The organism is Paraburkholderia sp. SIMBA_053, from assembly GCF_046534895.1.
Taxonomy (GTDB): Bacteria; Pseudomonadota; Gammaproteobacteria; order Burkholderiales; family Burkholderiaceae; genus Paraburkholderia; species Paraburkholderia caledonica.
Genome location: NZ_JAWRXU010001516.1, coordinates 1 through 242, shown reverse-complemented (window position 1 = coordinate 242; position 242 = coordinate 1). Strand labels below are relative to the sequence as shown.

Sequence of the window (242 nt, the reverse complement as noted above, 5' to 3'; positions counted from 1 at the left end):
GATCCAAAGGGCGGCGCGTCGGGAAAGCGCGTAGGATAGGGTGACGGTCCCGGACGTCGCCGTAGCACTACACAAGATCGACTCGCTGCAACTGACGGACAACTATCAGGTCGCGACGCCGGGCAACTGGAAGCATGGCGACGACGTCGTGATCGTGCCGTCGCTGAAGGACGAGGAAGAGATCAAGCGCAAGTTCCCGAAGGGCTACAAGGCGCTGCGTCCGTATCTGCGGATGACGCCGC

General features: G+C 62.4%; 1 pseudogene. It reads left to right on the top strand.

Features of this window, described 5'->3' with window-relative positions:
- Positions 1-67: 67 nt before the first annotated feature.
- Positions 68-242, top strand: a pseudogene (locus SB753_RS40645) (peroxidase); the annotation flags it as partial.